The sequence below is a fragment of the Parasediminibacterium sp. HNIBRBA5674 genome, assembly GCF_056745525.1.
On record NZ_JBQWIE010000032.1, the window covers coordinates 1 to 21,239 of the forward strand.

The following is a 21,239-nucleotide window of genomic DNA, read 5'->3' on the forward strand; positions in this document are numbered from 1 at the left end:
CTTAAAGCAACGGATAAATTTAATTTTATTGTATCAAAGAGCTAATTTATCTTTCGTACACCTGTGGTGAGGACACGTACCAAGGCGAAGAGTACTTCTTTGTGAAAAGTAGACTTATAATTGTGATAACTTATCAAACTCTACTTTGGCTAAGTAGTATTCAAATACAAGTTATGTTGAAAAAAGATAGCTAATCAACTAGATATGTAGAATTAAAATTGAATGTTTTGAATATTTCATCTAAATCTAGCTTGCAATCTTTAGGTAGATTTATGGTTGCAATACTGCCCATATCAACCTGCCAAGAACCACCATGTTTTACTATTTCGTCACCTAGCAATCGATATTCAGACGTATTGAATTGAGAAGTTAGAAAAAAGCGAGTAGTGATGAATTCAGAGTCCTTAATTATTCGAACAATTTCATGTTCGCCATTTTTGTTAATCCGAGTTTCGAACTCTGCACCAATTGTTAACCGACAATTGAATAAATCATTCTCAAGAACACGAAAAATATTTTCTGAAATTTTGTGAACGTATATATTAAAAGACATCTTTTGTCTCTTATCATAAATGTATATCTCAATTGGATCTTCTAGCATAGTTTTTAAATCTTTAGCTCCTATAAATAAATAATAAACCTACTTGCAATATACCTAATTTCTTCTGTAACATAATCGTCACCTTCCAGCTAATCAATGCCCAAAAGTGTTCAAGGCGTTGCAGTGAGTGACACAACGAAGTTTAATAGTAGTACCACAGCCCACCAAAACACATCTACCCTACCAAAATGATAATCACCCTTTCAAAATGAAAGGGTATTTTTTTGCGCTTGCCTTTGGCCGAAAAATATTTTTAACTTTTTTATTGAGTGTTTTTAATCATTTCACTTCTCACTTTTCCCCTTTCACCTCTACTGGCATTTTATTGGTGCTTGTGCTAGTGATTGCCTGCTAATGATAAGATTTTAGCAAACCCCTACTACTATGTACTCTAACCTTAAGAAGGTAACGGCAGCCGGTCTGTTGGTTACCCTTGGAATTATCTTTGGCGACATTGGTACTTCCCCTTTGTATGTTTTTAAAGCCATCATGGGCGAACGACCTATTACTGATGAGCTTGTTTATGGCGGTATTTCCTGCGTTTTTTGGACGCTCACTTTACAAACCACCTTCAAATATATTTTGCTGACCTTGCAGGCGGATAATAAAGGCGAGGGTGGTATCTTTTCTCTGTACGCTTTGGTGTGGCGTTATAGGCATTGGCTGTATTTTCCTGCTATTGTTGGTGCAGGTACTTTATTGGCCGATGGTATTATTACACCGCCTATTTCTGTATCATCTGCTATTGAGGGCTTAAATGGTGTTCATGGCCTTGAAAGCATTATTGTACCTGGCAACGCCCTTACGGTAGGTATTGTTATCGGTATTATTTCGCTGCTGTTCTTTTTTCAGCAGTTTGGTACTAAGGTGGTGGGCAGTGCTTTTGGGCCTATTATGTTTATCTGGTTCAGCATGATTATGTTTTGGGGCGTTATTCAAATAGCCCATTACACGCCTATTCTTGCGGCTTTTAATCCTTACTACGCTATTCGTTTGTTAGTCAATTATCCAAATGGTTTCTGGCTATTGGGTGCGGTATTTTTATGCACTACTGGTGCAGAAGCGTTGTATTCAGATCTTGGCCATTGTGGTAAAAAGAATATTCAAGTAAGTTGGATTTTTGTAAAAGTGGCTTTGATTAGCAACTATTTTGGTCAGGCTGCATGGTTGCTACACAGTGGCAAAACGCATTTAGATGGCTTGAATCCTTTTTATGAAATCATGCCACATTGGTTTTTATTGCCTGGTATTGTGATTGCCACTTTGGCTACCATTATTGCTAGTCAGGCTTTAATTAGCGGTTCGTTTACTTTAATTAGCGAAGCCGTAAGCATGAACTTTTGGCCACGTATTACCATAAAATACCCCACCAATATTCGTGGGCAAATTTATATACCAAGCATTAACTGGATATTGTGGGCAGGCTGTGTAGGTATGATGCTGTACTTTAAAGATTCGAGCAAAATGGAAGCTGCATATGGCTTTTCTATTACCGTGGCCATGTTAATGACCACTTGCTTAATGTTTTACTACATGAAGTTTGTGAAGAAATGGGCATCGGTATTACTGTTTATTATTCTAGCTGTATTCTTAGCAGTAGAAGTGTCTTTCTTTATAGCCAATGTGGCAAAAATTAAGCAACGTTGGATGTTCTTAATATTTGAAGTTACTTTGGTATTTATCATGTATATCTGGTACAGAGCAAGAAAAATTACCAATCGCTTTTTACAATTTGAAAACATACAGCCCTATGTACCTGCGTTAACAGAACTAAGTGTAAATAAAGATGAGCCAAAATATGCTACACATTTGGTGTACCTAACCAAAGCCAATAACAAAAAGGCCATTGAAAAAAGAATACTAGAATCGCTACTATGCAAGCGACCAAAACGTGCAGATGTGTACTGGCTATTGCATATAGATAGAACCGATGAGCCCTATACTATGGAATACTCGGTAGAAGAAATAGAACATGATAAAATTATTCGTGTAGACTTTAAGCTAGGCTTTAGAATTCAGCCAAGGATCAACTTATTCTTTAAGAAAGTATTGGAAGAAATGCTAGAACATCACGAGCTGCATTTAGACCCTAACAAGCCTGCACTAGCACTAAACAAACACAATATTACAGGCGATATTCGCTATGTCATTATTCAGCGTTTCTTATCGGTAGAAAATGAGTTTTCGTTAAACGAAGGCTTTATACTCAACTCGTATTTTGCTATTAATGGCTTGGCTTTATCAGATAAAAAAGCCTTTGGGCTTGATGGTAGCGATACCGACATAGAGAAAACGCCATTGGTAATTGCCACACCACAGCAAGTATCGTTAAGGCGTGTAGCGAGTTTATAATTTATAAAAGCTACAATGAACATCTTAAGTAAAGACAAGTAATTGTAGCTTTTTATACCGAAACTTGTAGTAATGAAACTAAAAACAAAACTCACAGTTGGCATCGGTTTTCTGTTCATCGTGATATTGGTGTTCGGTATTCTTGGCATTAGTTCTATCTATAAGTTAAGTAACGATACCAATAAAATATTGACCAATAATTACGAAACATTGGTGTACAATAACAATATGCTAAAGGCTTTAGAAGAACTGCCTGGCAATAAAACAGCGTACGCTGAATTTGAAAAAAATCTTGCCAATCAAGAGAGAAATATTACAGAATACGGTGAAGATGATGCCACAAAATCGCTACGCAAAAACTTTGAAGAGCTACAACTACAACCTAATGATAGTAGCAATTACAGAGAAATAAGGCAAGCCATTCAACGCATTAACAACATAAACCAAAATGCTATTTTACGCAAAAATGATACTGCTCAAAGCACCGCAAGTAATGCGATATTTTGGTTAACGGTTGTGTTTACTATTTTAACCATTATTGCATTAACACTAACGGTCAATTTTCCAGATGTAATAGCAACACCTATAAAAGCTTTGGCAGAAGGTATTACAGCCATTGCCAATAAAAACTATAGTAATCGCATACACTTAAAGCAAGATGATGAATTTGGTGATTTGGCTAATGCCTTCAATATTATGGCCGAAAAGCTAGACGAATATGAACACAGTAATTTGGCTAAAATTAAGTTTGAGAAAAGCCGTATTGAAACCATTATTAACCAAATGAAAGATGGTATTATTGGTTTGGATGAACGCAAAAACATTTTGTTTATAAATGCTGTAGCCGAAAAAATGCTTGGGTTAAAAGAGCAAGATATTGCGGGTAAATATGCTGCTGATGTTGCTATTAGTAATGATTTAATGCGTCGCTTATTGCAAGATGATAATTACACAGAATTGAAAATTTATGCCGATAATAAAGAAAGCTATTTTAATAAAGATGTGCTCAGTGTAAGTAACGATGAACAAGTAATTGGTAATGTAATTGTGCTAAGAAACATCACGCCATTTCATGAACTGAACGAGGCTAAAACCAATTTTATAGCAACCGTTTCTCATGAATTGAAAACACCGATTGCTTCTATAAAAATGAGTCTTGATTTGCTTGAGAATAAACAAATAGGCGCTATAAACGATGATCAACAACAACTGATTGACAGCATTAAAGACGATAGCAATAGACTATTAAAAATAACAGGTGAATTATTGAACTTATCTCAAGTTGAAACTGGTAATATTCAGTTGAGCTTACAGCCATGTAGCATTTTAGACATTGTAGATTATGCCACCAATGCGGTGAAAGTTTCTGCAGAGCAAAAGAAAATCACTATTCAACAAGAGCTTGCAACAACGAATGTGTTGGTAAAAGCCGACAAAGACAAAACTGCTTGGGTATTGATTAATTTATTGACCAATGCCATAAAATATTCGCATGAACACAGCATTGTTACCATTAGCATACAACATGAAAATGATTATTTAAAAATTAGTGTTGCAGATAAAGGTGTTGGCATTGCATCAAAATACTTAGACAAAATCTTTGACCGCTACTTTAAAACACCAAGTAGCATTTCTACAGGTACTGGCTTAGGGCTAGCCATCAGCAAAGAATTTATAGAAGCACAAGGCGGTAGTATTGGTGTGAAAAGTACACTTGGTGAAGGCAGTAATTTTTATTTTACATTGCCTGCTTAGTCATATTTTTATACCTGTACTGTAAAAGTGTATTTAACCAAGCTGATGCTTTAAAAAACATTTTAGTATTTTCTAAAAGAGTATTTACTGCTATGCTATATAAAGCCAATACAAAAAAATTTCGTGTTACAATTTTTCTGTTACAATTTAAAAATGTAACACAGAAAATGTAACAAGCGTGTTACAATTTTATAGTTTTGTAAAAAAGATGTAACAGATGGCAGCTATACTACCCACAAGGCAGGCATTAGGTATATCGCAAGCAGCATTTGCAACGTTGATAGATTGTGACCGTGGTATGCTTGCCATGGCAGAAACTGGTAAGCGATTTTTGCCCGCAACGGCTAGTCTTGCTATGGTGGCCATACAAAATGCCTTACTTACTACAGAACAATTAGCCAATACCACTACCCCACATGATACAGCTACCCAAAAAATGCTGAGCAAGCATATAAAAACATGCGAAGTACAATTGCAACAACTACAATTAAAATTAGCTGCCATTAAAGAAAAATTACAGCAAGCACAGCAATTGCTACATGTAGCTAACACATTGGGTACAGATAGTTCACTTACAGAAAATGCCAGCCTACAATGGGCTATACTGCAACGAAAAGCTGGTAGCAAACTAAAAAAGTATCAATTTTTAAGAGTGCAAGCGCTGATAGCCATAAGTGGTCTAGAAGCAGAAATAACTTGTGCGAAAGCCTTGTAGGTAGTTGCTCTCTCATTACATAGTTGCATAGCTATACTGATTATCGGTTACGCCAATGTGATTCGCAGTAAAACTACATCTTTCGTAATATTTATTGAATAGTAATAAATATACTAAATTTTTACTTTTGAAATGGCTGACAAAACAACAGCCATTTAGTATATGTAATACTCATTTAACCTAATGACGCAGCCTAGCGAGGCTGATAGCCTAATTAAAACCGCCGAGCTTGACCAAAGCAAATTAGTAGCCCGCAAGCAATGGTTCACTTAGTATCAATACAAATTAAGGTTATCAAGCAATAACCATAACCTACAATACTTAGTGATTAAACTGTCTTCTAAACTATTATAAAACAAAAACTACTTGCGAAATTATCTACGAATGCAATTTGATATTATGGATATATAACAATATAATTTATAAAGAAATTTTAGCAATAAAAAAGCCCTAATTAAGGAAAAGTGTAGCGAGAGATTGACCGCTGTTTACTAAAATTTGAGGAAGATTTTGCTAATTTCTATTTAACTATTATTCCAAACGTTTTACCAGAAACCTTAATCATGTTCTCTGCAACCAATTCATTCATTACCCTGAAAACTGTTTCAAAAGTAGTACCGGCAAAATTGGCTATATCTTGTTTAGTAATAGTAATATTGGCAAAACCATCGGCATTTGTACCAAATTTTTGTTGAATTTTCTGTAGTGCATTTATCACCCTATCTCTCACAGGCATATGTGCCATATTGCGCATTTTCTTCTCAGATTCTTGTAATTCCTCTGCAAAAAATAACATTAGCTGATAAGTGAGTTCGTGGTTTACTTTCAGTGATGATTTAAAAAAGTCCAAATCAATAAAGCAAGCTGTAACGGCTTCTAAAGCAGTGCCTGATACAGGATAAATAATATCATTACCCAAACCACGATGACCAATAATATCACCCTTTTGCGCAAAGCGCACAATCAACTCTTTATCGTCACCCCATTTTTTATGTACTTTGGCTATACCGTCGTATATAAAGTACATACCTTTTACTTCTTCACCTTCGGTAAATATTAATTCGCCTTTTTTAAACTGTTGCATTTGCCTGTGCGCATCTATAGCAGGCAACCATTCTTTTAAAGATAGTTTGCAAAAAAAACAGCTTTTTAAATCGCAATTATGTTTCCCCTTTTTCATCAAGTCTAATCTTCCTTTTAGCAAATAAATTGCAAGTTAATAGGTTATTAAGTACCTGTTTATATATTCTATCCAACTGATTGTTTTGCTTGAGTAATAGACGCAACTGTTGACGCTAAAAAAGAAGGATGTAAAGACACTACTTCACCTACAATAATAATGGCAGGATTACTTAAGCCAGCGTATTGCGCCCTAAAAGCAATGTCTTTCACCTTGCCTATTACACATTTCTCTCGTTCTGTAGTACCATCTTGTATGATAGCCACAGGCGTTTCTGTTTTACCGTATTTACTAAATATGTCCATAATGGCTTCAAGCTTACTCATTGCCATTAATATTACTACGGTAGCAGATGATTGCGCAGCTAATTGAATATCATTAGAAATATCACCACTTTGTGTAGTGCCAGTAGTAACCCAAAAACTCTCATTAATACCTCTACATGTTAATGGTATCATTTGCGAAGCAGGTACAGCAATAGCACTAGAAATACCAGGCACCACTTCTACCGCTATACCATTGGCTCTTGCAGCATCAATTTCTTCTTGCGCCCTACCAAATACAAATGGATCACCACCTTTTAAGCGTACAACTTTTCCATGTTGCAAAGCCATCTCTACAATTAGCAAATTAATTTCTTGCTGTGATAATGCATGACAACCAAAACGCTTACCTACAAATTGTACAATGGCATTAGGCGACGCATAGTCTAATAAAGATGTATTTGCCAGTGCATCATATAATATTACATCTGCAGCTTGTAGCGTTTTTATTGCTTTTAGTGTAATTAAATCTGGATCTCCCGGGCCAGCACCAACTAAACTGAGTAGTGATTTTTTCATTCTTTTATATTATGTTTAAATAAATGTAACTTATTTAAGATAAAAATAGTTGTTTTTTGAAAATAAACCTTTAATTTTATGACATAATTAATATTTTAATAAGAATAAACGGAAGAAACAGTTTTTATTTTATTAAATGTTATTAATAATAATACAACGATTTCTTGCCGTTTTATTTACTAACCCAATCATATAAACTAATATGAAAATTGTAGTAATTGGTAACGGTATGGTAGGTTTCAAATTTTGTGAGAAACTTATTGCTAAAGCTCAGCCACAACAATTTAACATTGTTGTTTTTGGTGAAGAAATTCGCCCTGCTTACGACCGTGTACATTTATCCGAATTCTTTTCTGGCAAAACTGCTGACGACTTGTTAATGTCGCCACTTAATTGGTATGCAGAAAATAATATTACACTGCATTTAGCAGACCCAATTACAAATATTGATAGAGAAGCGAAAACTGTTACTTCACACAAAGGCATTATAGAAAGCTACGACGCATTAATTATAGCAACAGGTTCTTCGGCGTTTGTACCACCAATACCTGGTGTAGAAAAAGATGGTGTATTTATATATAGAACCATTGAGGATTTGGAACTAATGCAGGCTTATGCTAAAAAAGCTAAAAAAGGCGCTGTAATTGGCGGTGGTTTATTAGGCTTAGAGGCTGCAAAAGCAATGCTTGATTTAGGTATTACCGATACAACGGTGATAGAATTTGCTCCCCGTTTAATGCCTCGTCAAATAGATGAAGCTTCATCCAATATCCTTACAAAAAAACTTGAAACACTTGGACTAAAGATTGCTACCAGTAAAAACACATCTACCATTCTTGGTAACAATGCAATTACTGGCATGCAGTTTACTGACGACACCAGCATAGAAGTAGATATGCTAGTAATATCTGCTGGTATTAAACCACGAGACGAAGTCGCTCGCCTTTGTGGCTTGCAAGTGGGTACTCGTGGTGGTATTGTAGTAAATGAAAAACTACAAACATCAGATGCTTCTATTTATGCAATAGGCGAATGCGCTTTGTACAATGGCATGATTTACGGTCTTGTTGCGCCAGGTTACGATATGGCAGAAGTAGTAGCTAGTCATCTTGTAAGCGTAGACAAATCTTTCCTTGGTTTTGACATGAGTACAAAACTTAAACTAATAGGTGTAGATGTTGCAAGCTTTGGCGATCCATTTGTTCAAACCAGTGAAACCAGAACAATAGTGTTTGAAGATACCATGAAAGGTATTTACAAGCGCATCAATATTAGTGGTGATGGCAAATATTTACTTGGTGGTATTTTAATAGGCGATGCAGAGGCATACAACATGCTGTTACAAACTACTAAAAATAAAATAGTACTGCCACCAAATGCAGAAGATGTAATACTTGGTAGTCGTGGTGGCGAAACAGAAGCATCAGGCGGTGGTGTTCTAGGCCTACCAAATGAAGCAATAGTTTGTAGTTGTGAAAGCATTACCAAAGGCGATATCTGCAATGCTGTTACAGAAGGCGGTTGCGAAACCATTGATGCCATAAAAAAATGCACCAAAGCGGGTACAGGTTGTGGTGGTTGTGTACCAATGGTTAAAGACCTAATGCAACATACCATGAAGGCGCAAGGCAAATATGTACGCAACATTATTTGTGAGCACTTTGATTATTCTCGTCAAGAGTTGTTGGATTTAGTGAAAATGAACCAACTTAAAACGTACGACGATGTATTAGATTCTTTTGGCAAAGGCGATGGCTGCGAAACTTGTAAACCTTTGGTGGCTTCAGTTTTAGCAAGCCTTTGGAACGATATGATTCTTGCAAAAGGCAATGCCACTGCACAAGACAGCAACGACCGCTTCTTAGCCAATATTCAAAAAGGTGGTTCTTACTCTGTAGTGCCACGCATACCAGGTGGCGAAATCACACCAGAGAAACTAATTGTTATTGGCTCTGTAGCTAAAAAATACAATCTCTACACAAAAATTACAGGTGGTCAGCGCATCGATTTATTTGGTGCACACTTATCAGACTTACCAAAAATTTGGGAAGAATTAATTGCTGCTGGTTTTGAAAGTGGTCATGCCTACGGCAAATCATTACGTACAGTAAAAAGCTGTGTAGGTAGCACTTGGTGTCGCTTTGGTCTTCACGATAGTGTAAGCTTTGCCATACAAATTGAAGAACGCTACCGAGGCCTTCGTTCACCACATAAATTAAAAGGCGGCGTTTCTGGCTGTATACGTGAATGTGCCGAGGCACAAAGCAAAGACTTTGGCGTCATTGCTACAGAAAAAGGCTGGAACTTGTACGTATGTGGCAATGGTGGCAGCAAACCACAACATGCGTTGTTATTGGCTTCTGACTTAGATAATGCAACCCTTATAAAGTATCTCGATAGAATGTTGATGTTTTACATAAAAACAGCCGATCCATTAACCCGCACAGCCACTTGGCTTAATAAAATGGAAGGCGGTATAGATTATTTACGCAATGTAGTGGTAAATGATAGTTTGGGTATAGGCGAAACACTTGAACAAGAGATGCAAGCACTAGTAGATAGTTACAAATGCGAGTGGAAAGAAGCCATAGAAAATCCAGAAATAAGAAAACGCTTTAGCCACTTTGTAAACGCACCAGAAGAAAAAGACCCGACCATGAAGTTTGAACCCATGCGAGAACAAAAAAAAGTTGCCGATTGGAAGTAAGAATCTTTGGGTAACCAGCTTTAGAGCAAGCATTAAACATCGTTGCGTCGCACACTTGTACTATTAGCGCTTTGTTCGGCTTTTATCGTAGCGTATAAAATTAAAAATTAAAAACTCAAACAATGGAAGAACTAAAAACTACAAATAATCAACTGCAAAATTCCCCTTTAGAGGCTGAAGGGCTCAACTGGTTCTATGCTTGCGATGCCATTGACGTACCAGATAATGGTGGTGTTTGTGTAAAGTACAACGAGGATCAAATTGCCTTATTTCACTTTACACGTAGAGGCGAATGGTATGCCACTCAAAACGAATGCCCACACCGTCAGCAAATGGCTTTAAGCCGTGGTATGATTGGTTCGCAAAATGATGAACCAAAAGTAGCTTGCCCATTTCACAAAAAAACATTTTCACTAGTTACAGGCAAATGCTTAAGCGGTGATGAATGTGCTATTACAACCTATCCTGTAAGCGTGGTAAACGGTAAAGTTTATATAGGCATGCCAGCAAATAACAACTAAACAACCATAATCATTAACCCATTACCAACTAACGCTTATGATATAATATCAAACACCAACAACCAAAAAAAGAGCCCAGCAGAATTGCAGTTCTTACTGGGCCAGAAAATTAAGATGGCAATAATTATTCACCTCAAAAATCGACCAAAACTAACATGAAAAAGTCTTTTGCAAAGATTCTCTGCACAATTATTTTTTGTGCGGTAATTGTACACACAAATGCTCAATTCACACTTACGGGCCAGTTAAGAACTCGTACTGAAATTCGTGATGGCCTAGGCAACCTTACTTTAAAAGGTGCATCAACAGCCGCTTTTACTTCTCAACGTACCCGTTTAAACTTTGGCTACAAATGGGACAGATTAACATTTGGCGTTGCTATTCAAGACGTTAGAGTGTGGGGGCAAGACGCATCTACCATTACCAACAACGATGGGGCAAAATTAATGCTGCATGAAGCTTGGGCTGATTTAACTCTTGCAAATAAAGCAGATACAACCATTAAATTCAAATGGTTCGATTTAATGTCTATCAAAATTGGTCGTCAAGAATTAATTTATGATGATGTAAGATTAATAGGCAACTTAGATTGGTTACAACAAGCTCGTAGGCATGATATGGCTTTATTAAAAACCGTACATCATGGCTGGCAGGTAGATTTAGGTTATGCATTTAACCAAAACAACGATGCCTTTGGTATTACCAATGCTAATTATGTACCAGGCAATACACCAGCCTATGTTCGTAATTCACTAGGTGCTTTAGTGCCAGCACCAGCAGGTTTGGTACCATTAGCAGCAGGCGGTAGTGCTGCAAACAATAGTGCTATTACCGGTACACCAGTTTATGCCAATCCACCCGGCACAAACGCTGCTACACAAGAATATAAATCGTTTACCAGCCTTTACGTAAGCAAGAAAATCAACCAAACTAAATTCTCTGCATTATTCTTTGCTGACAATTTTGGCAAGTACAAACTTGATAGCGTAGGTAATGCTACAGCAGGTTATGTATATGGCCGCAGGTTTGTACCAGCAAGTGCTACAGATGCTTTTGATTACTCAGGCACACAACATCGTTATACCTATGGCTTAATGATTAATCATACTTTTGGTAATGCTTCTGGCTTTGGTAAAATTGCTTTGCAAGCTGCTTATTACAACCAAACAGGTAGCGATAGAGATGGTAGAGATTTATTAGCTTACCATTACACAGTATCTGCTACTTACCAAAAAGGCAAATTCAGTTTTACACCAGGTATTGATGTGTTATCAGGTGATGATGCTTCTAACCCTTCTACTACTAGCAAACGCTTTGATCCATTATACGGTACACCTCATAAACACTGGGGCTACATGGATTATTTCTACGTAGGTACTGGTTCGCCAGCTGGTGGATTAGTAAATCCATATTTCAAAATTAAATACACATCTAACCTACTAACGCTTGGTGCAGACTTTCACAGTTTTGCTTTGGCAAGCGATATGAAAAAAGCTGATGGCAGCTTGGTAGATAAAGCTTTGGGTAACGAATTGGATTTACAACTGAACTATCAAATGAACAAGTTTACCAACATAGAACTTGGCTACTCTATTATGAAAGCAAGTAACAGTATGCCTTTTGCAAAAGCACAAGCAACTACTGATGCTGTGGCCGATACTTACAACAAAACGGGCAATTGGTTTTATGCCATGCTAAAGTTTACACCTGATTTCTTTTATACCAAACCAGTTGCAATAAGACCATAATACAAGGTGACTGCGTTAGGGATTGCAGTGAAAAGCCCGCAGCGTAGCGAGGACTTGCAACGGAAAGCCCGACCCACGAAAGTGGGTAACGCCCAAACATAAAAAGCAAGTAAATCAAGCAAAATATTAAACATCATGAAACAACTACAAAATATATTAAAAGCCTTATTGGCTGTAGCTTTAATACTAGTATCAACCGCTAGTTATAGTCAAAAAAAGGTAGTAAAGCTTGGCTTTATAGCCTTAACAGATTGTGCACCATTGGTAATGGCAAAAGAGCTTGGCTTATTTGCTAAATACGGTGTAGAAGTACAATTAACTAAAGAAGCATCATGGGCTGTAATAAGAGATAAAATTTTAAACGGCGAGTTGGATGGTGCACATTGCTTGTACTCAATGCCTTTCTCGGTTTACACAGGTATTGGTGGCAAAGCTGGTAGCGAAATGCGTATAGCTATGACACTTAATAACAATGGTCAGGGCATTACTTTATCAAAAGATTTTTGTGGCTTAGTAGGCTTTAAAGAAACCAAAAAAGTAGCCGCAGCTGTTAAAAATGTTCAGAGCAGAAAGGAAGTAACATTTGCTATGACATTTCCTGGTGGCACACACGATATATGGCTACGCAACTGGTTATCAGCTTGTGGTGTAAACAGTAAAAGTGTTGGCATCATTACTATACCACCACCACAAATGGTAGCTAACATGAAGGTAGATAATATGGAAGGCTATTGTGTAGGCGAACCTTGGAACGGTGTGGCTGCACAGCAAAATATCGGCTTTACACATATTGCTTCGCAAGACATTTGGAAGAACCATCCTGAAAAAGCACTAGTTGTAAATCCTGCATTTGCAGATGGCCGTAGAGAAGATTTAAAGAACGTAATGAAAGCCATACTAGAAGCTTGTAAATGGCTAGATGATATGGGCAATAGAAATAAAGCTGCATCTGTATTAACCAAACCAAACTATGTAAATGCTGCTTTACCAGTAATACAAGCAAGACTACTTGGTAGCAACGATTTAGGCTGCGACTTGGGTGTTCAAAAGTACAAAGATGACTACATGCAATTTTATAGAAATGGTAATGTAAACGCTCCTAAAGTTAGCTACGGTATTTGGTTTTTAACACAGTATGCAAGATTTGGCATGGTACCTACTTTACCAGCTAACTATAAAGACATTGCCAATAAAATAGTGATGGATGAACTATATGCAGAAGTAGCAAAAAGCATGGGTATAGCTGTACCAGCTGACGACATGAAACCATTTAAAACAAATTTAGAAACAATTGTTTTCGACCCTAATAACCCTAAAGCTTACTTAGCAGGATGCACTAAATAACAGTAATCCAGCAAAGGAGGTTTCTCATTTTCTCTTTGTTTTAGTTTTTCTAACTGATTGCTTGCCATATGAAATACTTTATTTAATCAGTTACCAATTAAACATCAATTATGAAAAATAAACTCATTCAATCGATTTTATCAATAGGCTATTTTTTAGCTGGCATGATTATTCTAGGTGGCATTTGGGCTTTGGTAGCAAAGCTTACTAAAAACGAAGTGCCATCACCTGAAATGACTTTAGAAGTGTTTAAAGAAGTAATTAAACAGCCCTTTCAAAACGATGCCGATATAAAAGGCATTGGTACTAAATTATTAAGTTCATTAGGTAGAGTTGGTATTGGTTTTACACTAGGTAGTTTATTAGCTATTCCTTTAGGCTTAATGCTTGGTTCTAGCAAAATAATGATGAACATTTTCAACCCTATTATACAAATATTACGCCCAGTATCGCCATTGGCTTGGTTTCCTTTGGGCTTAGCTATTTTTAAAGATAGCCCTCAAGCTAGCATTTTTATGATTTTCATTTGCTGCTTATGGCCTACGCTTATTAACACCTCTTTTGGTGTATCTACCATACCACAAGACCATAAAAATGTGGGTAAGGCATTTGGCTTTTCTACGTTTAAATATGTTACAAAAATCATGATACCCTATTCATTGCCACACATTTTTACAGGTTTAAAATTGTCTGTAGGTATTGCATGGATGGTAATTGTTGCTGGCGAGATGTTAAGTGGCGGTAGTGGCTTAGGAAATTTTGTATGGGAAGAAGGTTTTAACGGTGGTAGTGTAGCAAAAATTTTAGTTGCTATCGTAATTATTGGTGTGGTGGGCTTATTGCTTGACAAAGCATTTTCGGCCTTGCAAAAGAAAGTGTCATTCACTGCTTAATTTCTAACAAAAACACAAGATTCATCAACTCATTAAATAACTATTATGATACAAACCATTTCACAAAATAGTCAGCAAATAGCAGATGCTATTTTAGAACCTGTGCTTAATAGCAATGCCATAGAAATAAACAATGTTACCGTAAGTTTTAAAACGCCTAAAGGCATTTACACTGCTGTAAAAGATATAGACTTACAAGTAAAAAAAGGTGAGATAGTAGCGCTTATCGGTCACTCAGGCTGTGGAAAATCGACCCTAATGGGTACTATAAGTGGCATGGTGACACCTACACAAGGCGATGTGATTGCAAACGGCAAAACAGTAAAAGGCCCAGGCCCAGATAGAGGTATTGTTTTTCAAAATTACTCTTTGCTACCATGGCTTACAGTGTACAAAAACATTTACGAAGCAGTAGATAGCACTATGAAAAATTTAAGCGCTGCTGAGAAAAAAGAATTGGTAGAGAGCAACTTAAAAATGGTGAAGCTTTGGGATCACAAAGACAAATTACCAGGGCAATTGTCTGGCGGTATGAAGCAACGTGTAGCTATTGCAAGAGCATTTGCTATTAACCCTAAAGTATTGCTTTTAGATGAACCATTTGGTGCTTTGGATGCACTTACAAAAAGTAGTATGCATGTAGAGTTACTAAAACTTTGGAATCTTGACCATAGAGAAAAAACCATTGTAATGGTAACGCATGATATTGAAGAAGCTATTTTTTTGTGCGACCGTGTAGTGGTTATGAACAATGGCCCAGCAGCTACCATTAAAGAGATTGTAGACGTAAACTTACCAAGACCTCGTAACAAAAAAGATATTGTTCACGACCCAGAATACATGCGTATTCACGATAGGCTTTTAAACTTATTGATAGACAAGTTTTCAATTGAAGATTAATGTAGTTTTTCAAGAGTCCTCTAACGATTGCTGCCTTTAAACTAACTAAATAATGACTGAAATAAGTACAAACAAGCCACTAGATAAGCTGCCAATTTTTTCGCTAAAAAGCTTACAAATGAAAACCTTTCATATTACGTGGATCACGTTTTTCTTTTGCTTTTTTGCATGGTTTGGTATGGCGCCATTAATGAAGATTGCGAAGGAACAATTACACCTTACGAAAGACCAAATTGGCAATATTCAAATAGCTTCTGTCTCTGCAACTATTATTGCTAGATTATTAATTGGTAGATTGGTAGATAAATTTGGGCCACGCTTGGTGTACACATGGTTGTTAATTATTTGTGCCTTACCAGTTTTGTTTATTGGTACAAGTAATACCTATACCTCATTTTTATTATTCCGTTTGGCAATAGGTGTTATCGGTGCATCTTTCGTTATTACACAGTTTCACACATCGGTAATGTTTGCCCCATCTATCAAAGGCACAGCTAATGCAACAGCAGGTGGCTTTGGTAATGCAGGTGGCGGCGCAGCTAATTTTTTTATGCCAATGATTGCATCGGGCTTTGTAGGCCTTGGCTTATGTACAAAAGAAGATAGCTGGCGTTACGCAATGATAGTGCCTGGCATTATGCTATTAGTATGTGCTTACTTGTACTATCGTTTTACAAAAGATACGCCTGCTGGTAACTATAGAGACATAGAACGCAGCGAAGACGAAAAGAAGAACACATTTATGCTTGCGTTTAAAGATTACAGAACTTGGATTTTAACGATTGCTTATGCCGCTTGCTTTGGTGTAGAAATTACTATTGACAATTTTGCCCCTATATTTTTTACTGACAGCTTTGGTGCAAGCATTGCTGTGGCTGGTATGGCAGCAGGCATTTTCGGTTGGATCAATTTATTTGCAAGGCCACTTGGCGGTATTGCAGCAGATAAAGTTGGTGTTATTTGGGGCTTTAATGGCAAGTCATTAATGTTGGCTTTACTACTATTGCTAGAAGCTATTGGCATTATCTTTTTTGCAAAAGCTGGTAACCTTACTATTGCAATTACACTCATGTTCTTTTTTGGCTTAAGCTTAAAAATGGCTAATGGTGCTACTTACAGCTTAGTGCCTTTTGTAAAGCCTGAAGCTGTAGGTAGCGTAGCAGGTATTGTAGGTGCTGGTGGCAATATTGGCGCTATGCTAATTGCCTTTTTATTTAAAGCAAAAGCCTTGCATGCAAGCAAGGATATAGTAGAAAATGGTATCACTAAAACAAAAGATTTAATAGACTACACGGATGCTTTTTTATCGCTAGGCTACATTATACTTGGTATTGCAATTTTGGTTTTAGTTTTTAGAACCATTACAGCAAAGAAGCAAAACGAAAAACAAATCGCTTAGATAAAAGCTGAACAAAGTATCTACAAGTTGCAGTGTGCGACGCCTATATAGTTGAACAATGCTATAAAGCTGATAACAAAAAGAAGAAATTGAGTAATAATCAACATAACCTAATGAGCAGTACCACCCTAGCAATAGGTAACAGCACTTCGGTAAAAACGACTTGCTGTTACTGTGGTGTAGGCTGTGGTATTGTTGTGCATAAAGATAAAAAAGGCAAGCTACTGGTTGAAGGCGATAAAGACCATCCTGTAAATAAAGGCATGCTGTGCAGCAAAGGCATGAACTTACATTATACTGTGATGGATACAAGCGACAGGCTATTGTATCCTGAAGTTCGCTATAGCAAAAACGCTGAAAGAAAAAGAGTTTCATGGGATATTGCCTTGGATAGAACAGTTGCTGTATTTAAAGCATTAATAGAAAAATATGGGCCAGATAGTGTTGCATTTTACGCATCAGGCCAGTGCTTAACAGAAGAATATTATGTAGTAAATAAACTGATAAAAGGCTTTATTGGTAGTAATAATATTGATACCAATAGTCGTCTTTGTATGAGTAGTGCGGTAGTTGGTTACAAAATGAGTTTGGGTGAAGACAGCGTACCAGTTAGTTACGATGATATAGAGTTAGCCGATTGCATTTTTGTTGCTGGTGCTAATCCTGCATGGTGCCATCCTATTTTATGGCGAAGAGTTGAAGCCGCTAAAGCTGCAAATCCTAATTTAAAAATTATTGTAAGCGACCCACGAAAAACACAAACCTGCGCACTAGCTGATGTGCATTTACAGATAACGCCAGGTACTGATATTGTGTTACATCATGCCATGGGTAGATTGCTAATTGAAGCTGGTAAAATAGATAGTGACTTTATAGAAAATCATACCGAAGGCTTTGAAAAATACAAGGCTAGTGTAATGCAAAAATCTATAGAAGAAGCGGCTGTAATTTGTGGTGTAGATGCAGCAGATATAATACTTACAGCCAAATATATTGGCAAAGCCAAGGGTTTTATAACCATGTGGACGATGGGGCTAAACCAAAGTGTAATTGGTGTAAATAAAAACTTATCGCTCATAAATTTAAACCTAATAACGGGTCAAATAGGTAAGCCAGGCAGTGGACCATTTTCGTTAACTGGTCAGCCTAATGCAATGGGCGGTAGAGAAGTTGGCGGCTTAAGTAATTTATTACCTGCACATAGAGATTTAACAAAAGCAGCAGACAGAGAATTTGTAGAAAGTTTTTGGGGCAGCAAACCCATAAATCCTAAGCCTGGGCTTAGTGCTACCGAAATGTTTGAAGCATTAAATGATGGTAGACTAAAAGCCATTTGGATAATTGCAACCAACCCATTAGTAAGTTTACCAGATGTGCGCATAGCAGAAGAAGGCTTAAAGAAAGCCAAATTTGTAGTGGTTCAAGACATCAGCAATAAAGCCGAAACGCTAGCTTATGCAGATGTTGTTTTACCAGCAGCTACTTGGGCAGAGAAAGACGGCACCATGACCAATGCAGAACGACGTATCAGCTTGTTGCACAAAATAAAAGATGCACCAGGCGAAGCTTTAGCTGATGCAGACATTTTAGTACGCTTTGCTAATAAAATGGGTTACGAAGGTTTTGGCTTTAAAACCTTTGGCGATATTTATGCAGAACATTGCGCCCTTACAGAAGGTACTAACACCGATATCAGCGGCTTGAGTTACGACATACTAGAAGCAAAACAATCTGTTCAATGGCCTTACACCAAACAAGAGAAAGGTTTTGGTACAAAGCGATTGTTTGAAGACAAACAGTTTTTCACGCCTTCTAAAAAAGCGATGATACATACGGTTGATGATGCCAATTTATCTGAGCCATTGACTAAAGACTTACCACTTATTTTAACCACTGGCAGAATACGTGACCAATGGCATACGATGAGCAGAACAGGCAAAGTGAATAAGCTTAACCAACATATTGCACAAAGCTTTTTAGAGCTTCATCCTGAAGACGCAGCAGAACGAAACATTAAAGATGGTACACTTGTAGAAATAAGTAACACACGTGGTACTGTAAGGGTAAAAGCAAAACTGACTACCGACATCAAACAAGGTGTTGTGTTTTTACCAATGCATTGGGGCAAGATTTTAAACAGCGATTTAAATAGAGCCAATAACCTTACTAATAACTTGGTAGATGCGAAAAGTAAAGAACCCGATTTTAAGTTTGCAGCAGTACAAGTAGTAGCTTATAAAAAGCCCAAGCAAAAAATTGTGATTATTGGCGCAGGCTCAGGTGCGTATGGATTTATAAAAAGTTATAGAGCTGTAAATATTGAGGATGAAATAGTTGTATTTAGTAAAGAAAATTTTCCTTTTTACAACCGTGTAATGCTGCCTGATTACATAAGTGGTACTCAAAACTGGGAGCAACTTATAAAGATGAAATCAGAAGAAGAGTATGCATTTGACATTACGTTGCAAAGAGGTGTAAGTATTGACAACATTGACAAAACAAACAAAACTGTTACTGATAGTAATGGTGACACACATAATTATGATGTGCTGATTTTAGCCACAGGCAGCAGACCAACTATGCTAAAAGACACACCGAAATTGAAAGGTATTTTCAGTATGCGTAGCCGTGTTGATGCTGATAATTTTAAAGCACATATTGACCCGAAGAAAGGTAAAGTGGTAATAGTAGGTGGCGGCTTGCTAGGTATAGAATTAGCAGCATCGCTAAGAGAAATGGATGTAGCGGTAGCACTGATTCAAAGAAGCTCGAAACTAATGGATAGGCAATTGGATAAACTAGGTAGCCAATTATTAGACGAAGCTTTGGTAGAACATGGTGTTGAGATTTATTACAACGATGAAATAGAAAGATTTTTAGGTAATGAAGCATTAGATGGTGTAAGATTAAAGAGCGGTTTAACCATAAATTGTCAAGCTATTGTAATAGCTATTGGTACTACACCAAATATAGAAATAGCAAAGCTTTCAGGTATTGCTTGCAAGCGTGGTGTAATTGTAAATGACTACTTGCAAACGAGTGAACCAGACATTTACGCAATAGGCGAAATTGCAGAATTTAAGGGCATGCTTTATGGCATTACTGCTGCCGCAGAACAACAAGCTGAAATTGTAGCTAACTATTTAAACGGCGATATTTCGCAAGTGTACCAAGGTTCTTTATTGATGAATATTTTGAAAATGCACGGTACTACTTTGTGTTCACTTGGTATGGCAGATGCACCTAACGATGCAGCTTATGAAGAAGTGGTATTTATAGACAAAGCCAAACGCTATTACAAAAAGTGTATTATTCATAACGACAAGCTGGTAGGCGCTATTTTAATTGGTGACAAGAGTGAGTTTTTAGAATTTAAAGAGTTAATAGAAAAGAAGATTGAGCTGAGCGACAAACGCTTGTCTTTATTGAGAAGTGGTAACAAAGTAGAACCAGTGATTGGCAAACTTGTATGTAGCTGTGGCAGTGTAGGCGAAGGTAATATTACCAACAAAATAAAAGGTGGCTGTACCGATTTTAAACAATTATGTGAAGCATCTGGTGCAGGGCTTGGCTGTGGTAGTTGCAAGCCTGAAGTAAAGGCAATTTTGGATAAAGCATTATTATCCCCAGCCTCTAAAGAGGAGCAAGAAAAGACTCTAATTATAGCTGAGTCTATTAATTTAGTTTTAGAAAAAAATTGAGATGATTAGTGAACTTGAAAATATAACATCTGCTTATTGCTCTGCCTTAGAAACCGAGGGTGTTGTGTATTTTAATTTTGAAGCTGATTTTGTAGAAGACAATGTACGCTGTATACCAATGATAGCAAGGTTTAAGCTAGATGCTTGTGGTATAAAACTATCGTTGAAGCAATGGAGTAAAATGCAGATAGAAGAAAGAAATTTTGTAGCAGAAAGTACCTGTAACACTAGTGATGCACTAAATGATTATAGAGTAAGGTTGCAAAATATTATTGAAAACAGAACTGGTGAAACTGCTAAACATTTAGAGATTGACGACAAGCCTGCATGGTCTATATTAACCACAATACCAACGGTAGTAGAAGAACAATGTAAACTAATTGGCAGTACAATTTCTATAACACAATGGCAGTGTTTACAAGCATTACAGCGCTTTGTATTGGTAAAACTATGCAGCTCTAGCCACGAGCATAAAAACTTACCGCTGGCGCTAAAAGAGTTTGGCTTGGTATAAATGTGAGCAAGGTGAATAGCGAATAAAACGTACATACCGATAGCTATCGGTAGTGCGACGCAAATGG

General features: G+C 37.0%; 15 protein-coding genes. 12 read left to right on the forward strand and 3 right to left on the reverse strand.

Features of this window, described 5'->3' with window-relative positions; all coding sequences use genetic code 11:
• Positions 1–190: 190 nt before the first annotated feature.
• Positions 191–601, reverse strand: coding sequence for a hypothetical protein (locus ACT9TX_RS14485; RefSeq protein ID WP_481339308.1), 411 nt, complete (start codon positions 599–601; stop codon positions 191–193).
• 384 nt (positions 602–985) lie between these two features.
• Between ACT9TX_RS14485 and ACT9TX_RS14490 the strand changes: the two genes are divergently transcribed.
• The 3 genes from ACT9TX_RS14490 (at position 986) to ACT9TX_RS14500 (ending at position 5,423) form a co-directional block, all read left to right on the forward strand.
• On the forward strand, positions 986–2,953 hold the full coding sequence (locus tag ACT9TX_RS14490) for a KUP/HAK/KT family potassium transporter (RefSeq protein ID WP_481339309.1): 1,968 nt from the start codon (positions 986–988) through the stop codon (positions 2,951–2,953).
• Positions 2,954–3,025: 72 nt separating this feature from the next.
• Positions 3,026–4,708: a sensor histidine kinase gene (locus ACT9TX_RS14495; protein WP_481339311.1), complete on the forward strand. Its 1,683-nt coding sequence runs from the start codon at positions 3,026–3,028 to the stop codon at positions 4,706–4,708.
• A gap of 217 nt (positions 4,709–4,925) precedes the next feature.
• Positions 4,926–5,423, forward strand: coding sequence for a hypothetical protein (locus tag ACT9TX_RS14500; RefSeq protein WP_481339312.1), 498 nt, complete (start codon positions 4,926–4,928; stop codon positions 5,421–5,423).
• A 520-nt stretch (positions 5,424–5,943) separates the two neighbouring features.
• On the opposite strand, the gene ACT9TX_RS14505 is transcribed toward ACT9TX_RS14500, so the two are convergent.
• Both ACT9TX_RS14505 and cobA read right to left on the reverse strand, forming a co-directional pair.
• Positions 5,944–6,603, reverse strand: coding sequence for a Crp/Fnr family transcriptional regulator (locus ACT9TX_RS14505; RefSeq protein WP_481339314.1), 660 nt, complete (start codon positions 6,601–6,603; stop codon positions 5,944–5,946).
• Positions 6,604–6,671: 68 nt separating this feature from the next.
• Positions 6,672–7,445: a uroporphyrinogen-III C-methyltransferase gene (cobA, locus tag ACT9TX_RS14510; RefSeq protein ID WP_481339315.1), complete on the reverse strand. Its 774-nt coding sequence runs from the start codon at positions 7,443–7,445 to the stop codon at positions 6,672–6,674.
• 202 nt (positions 7,446–7,647) lie between these two features.
• Here cobA and nirB point away from each other — a divergent pair, with 202 nt between their 5' ends.
• The 9 genes from nirB to ACT9TX_RS14555 all read left to right on the forward strand — a co-directional run bounded on the left by nirB (position 7,648) and on the right by ACT9TX_RS14555 (position 21,172).
• A complete protein-coding gene (nirB, locus tag ACT9TX_RS14515; RefSeq protein WP_481339317.1) occupies positions 7,648–10,152 on the forward strand; it encodes a nitrite reductase large subunit NirB in 2,505 nt (834 codons plus the stop codon).
• 122 nt (positions 10,153–10,274) lie between these two features.
• Positions 10,275–10,673, forward strand: coding sequence for a nitrite reductase small subunit NirD (nirD, locus tag ACT9TX_RS14520; protein WP_481339319.1), 399 nt, complete (start codon positions 10,275–10,277; stop codon positions 10,671–10,673).
• 155 nt (positions 10,674–10,828) lie between these two features.
• Positions 10,829–12,421, forward strand: coding sequence for an alginate export family protein (locus ACT9TX_RS14525; protein WP_481339321.1), 1,593 nt, complete (start codon positions 10,829–10,831; stop codon positions 12,419–12,421).
• 135 nt (positions 12,422–12,556) lie between these two features.
• Positions 12,557–13,765 (forward strand): CmpA/NrtA family ABC transporter substrate-binding protein, encoded by a 1,209-nt coding sequence (locus ACT9TX_RS14530; protein WP_481339323.1) that lies wholly within the window; start codon positions 12,557–12,559, stop codon positions 13,763–13,765.
• A gap of 110 nt (positions 13,766–13,875) precedes the next feature.
• The gene (locus ACT9TX_RS14535) at positions 13,876–14,658 is read left to right on the forward strand and encodes an ABC transporter permease (protein WP_481339325.1); all 783 of its coding nucleotides are present in this window, start codon (positions 13,876–13,878) and stop codon (positions 14,656–14,658) included.
• A gap of 45 nt (positions 14,659–14,703) precedes the next feature.
• A complete protein-coding gene (locus ACT9TX_RS14540) occupies positions 14,704–15,558 on the forward strand; it encodes an ABC transporter ATP-binding protein (protein ID WP_481339327.1) in 855 nt (284 codons plus the stop codon).
• A gap of 52 nt (positions 15,559–15,610) precedes the next feature.
• Entirely contained in the window at positions 15,611–16,957 is a 1,347-nt protein-coding gene (locus ACT9TX_RS14545; RefSeq protein WP_481339328.1) for an MFS transporter, read from the forward strand.
• Between the two features lie 113 nt (positions 16,958–17,070).
• Entirely contained in the window at positions 17,071–20,658 is a 3,588-nt protein-coding gene (locus tag ACT9TX_RS14550; RefSeq protein ID WP_481339330.1) for a molybdopterin-dependent oxidoreductase, read from the forward strand.
• A 1-nt stretch (position 20,659) separates the two neighbouring features.
• Positions 20,660–21,172 carry a nitrate reductase associated protein gene (locus ACT9TX_RS14555; RefSeq protein WP_481339332.1) on the forward strand — a complete coding sequence of 171 codons (513 nt, stop codon included), beginning with the start codon at positions 20,660–20,662 and terminating at the stop codon, positions 21,170–21,172.
• The last annotated feature ends 67 nt before the right edge of the window (positions 21,173–21,239 follow it).

What these genes read in the sequence shown, in the direction of transcription:
- ACT9TX_RS14485 (WP_481339308.1), bottom strand. Translation starts at nt 601, where the DNA reads ATGCTAGAAGATCCAATTGAGATATACATTTATGATAAGAGACAAAAG.
- ACT9TX_RS14490 (WP_481339309.1), top strand. Translation starts at nt 986, where the DNA reads ATGTACTCTAACCTTAAGAAGGTAACGGCAGCCGGTCTGTTGGTTACC.
- ACT9TX_RS14495 (WP_481339311.1), top strand. Translation starts at nt 3,026, where the DNA reads ATGAAACTAAAAACAAAACTCACAGTTGGCATCGGTTTTCTGTTCATC.
- ACT9TX_RS14500 (WP_481339312.1), top strand. Translation starts at nt 4,926, where the DNA reads ATGGCAGCTATACTACCCACAAGGCAGGCATTAGGTATATCGCAAGCA.
- ACT9TX_RS14505 (WP_481339314.1), bottom strand. Translation starts at nt 6,603, where the DNA reads ATGAAAAAGGGGAAACATAATTGCGATTTAAAAAGCTGTTTTTTTTGC.
- cobA (WP_481339315.1), bottom strand. Translation starts at nt 7,445, where the DNA reads ATGAAAAAATCACTACTCAGTTTAGTTGGTGCTGGCCCGGGAGATCCA.
- nirB (WP_481339317.1), top strand. Translation starts at nt 7,648, where the DNA reads ATGAAAATTGTAGTAATTGGTAACGGTATGGTAGGTTTCAAATTTTGT.
- nirD (WP_481339319.1), top strand. Translation starts at nt 10,275, where the DNA reads ATGGAAGAACTAAAAACTACAAATAATCAACTGCAAAATTCCCCTTTA.
- ACT9TX_RS14525 (WP_481339321.1), top strand. Translation starts at nt 10,829, where the DNA reads ATGAAAAAGTCTTTTGCAAAGATTCTCTGCACAATTATTTTTTGTGCG.
- ACT9TX_RS14530 (WP_481339323.1), top strand. Translation starts at nt 12,557, where the DNA reads ATGAAACAACTACAAAATATATTAAAAGCCTTATTGGCTGTAGCTTTA.
- ACT9TX_RS14535 (WP_481339325.1), top strand. Translation starts at nt 13,876, where the DNA reads ATGAAAAATAAACTCATTCAATCGATTTTATCAATAGGCTATTTTTTA.
- ACT9TX_RS14540 (WP_481339327.1), top strand. Translation starts at nt 14,704, where the DNA reads ATGATACAAACCATTTCACAAAATAGTCAGCAAATAGCAGATGCTATT.
- ACT9TX_RS14545 (WP_481339328.1), top strand. Translation starts at nt 15,611, where the DNA reads ATGACTGAAATAAGTACAAACAAGCCACTAGATAAGCTGCCAATTTTT.
- ACT9TX_RS14550 (WP_481339330.1), top strand. Translation starts at nt 17,071, where the DNA reads ATGAGCAGTACCACCCTAGCAATAGGTAACAGCACTTCGGTAAAAACG.
- ACT9TX_RS14555 (WP_481339332.1), top strand. Translation starts at nt 20,660, where the DNA reads ATGATTAGTGAACTTGAAAATATAACATCTGCTTATTGCTCTGCCTTA.